Source organism: Loigolactobacillus backii (genome assembly GCF_003946275.1).
Classification (GTDB): domain Bacteria; phylum Bacillota; class Bacilli; order Lactobacillales; family Lactobacillaceae; genus Loigolactobacillus; species Loigolactobacillus backii.
On sequence record NZ_RHNQ01000139.1, the window covers coordinates 1 to 1,260 of the forward strand.

A 1,260-nucleotide genomic window follows, 5' to 3' on the forward strand; every position below is an offset into this window, starting at 1 on the left:
AGTATCATTTGAAAGGATATGAGAAAACCGTGAACCCTATAGACAATCATATAAAATTTGCGCTCAGTATTAAAGACCCAAATGTCATTTTTTTCGATTATGGTTACGAATACAAACAAAACAGACGAATTAAAGTCTATCGCGCCACTGTCAAGACCAGCCTTAAGCGTTGTCCCCAGTGTGGCTTTGATCAGTTCAATCATAATGGTCACTATCGTGCCCGGGTGACCTACCTAGCTGCCAATGCCAGTGAGCCGGTTTATCTAGAACTACATAAAGAACGCCTGCTTTGTAAAAACTGTGGGACTAGTGTTATGGCAACGACTGAGCTAGTTGATAAATATTGCAATATCTCTCGGGCGACTCGCCAAAAGATCTTTATGCACTTACAAGATGATCGGACCCAAAAGAGTATTGCTTGTGACAATAATGTCTCACCCAGTACTGTTTGTCGCTACTTAGATAAATATGATGATCTCTTTCGCCGGAATTACAACTATCTGCCCGAACATTTAGCGATGGATGAAGTACGTGGTGTTGGTGGTGTCCTACACTTTATTTGCATTAACGGTGCTGGTGATCATGAAATTCAACAGATCCTGCCGGATCGGTTGAAACAAAGTATTCTTGATTACTTTAATCAGTTTCCGCTCAGTGTGCGTCAGCGCGTTAAAACCGTGACTTTAGACCTTAATAGTTACTACCAAGACATTGTTAAAGCCGTATTCCCCAACGCTAAGATCGTCGTTGATCGGTTTCACATTGTCGCCATGATGACCAGAGCGTTCAACCAAAGTCGCGTGCAGCTCATGAAACAATATTCTAAACGAACGAAAGAATATCGGACCCTAAAATTCGCTTGGAAACTGTTCTTAAAACATTGTGATGGCCTGGAGGTTAAACAATTATTTTATGACCGCCATCTGCGCCAACAATTAACCCAGCAAGAACGCGTGCAGTTAGGTCTTGAACTCGATGAAACGTTGGCGAACACCTACACCATCATGCAAGGCATCATGACTTGTCTAAAAAATCACGATAAAGATGGGCTCGTGATCTATTTATATCACAATGAGCAACTCAGTCCCAAAATGAAGGCCACGCTAATCACCTTCAAGAAGAACCTAGAGATCATCCTCAATGCCAGTGAATCAAAGTATTCGAACGGTCCCATCGAGGGCATCAATCGTATGATCAAACAGATCCAGCGAACGGCTTTTGGTTTTCGTAACTATCACCATTTAGTTTCACGGATCAAAC

1 protein-coding gene is annotated in these 1,260 nt (G+C 42.1%); it reads left to right on the forward strand.

Annotated elements, in window-relative coordinates; translation table 11 throughout:
• Positions 1 to 29: 29 nt before the first annotated feature.
• The coding region (locus EKM61_RS11915) for an ISL3 family transposase (RefSeq protein WP_100077718.1) at positions 30 to 1,260 on the forward strand (1,231 nt) is incomplete at its 3' end.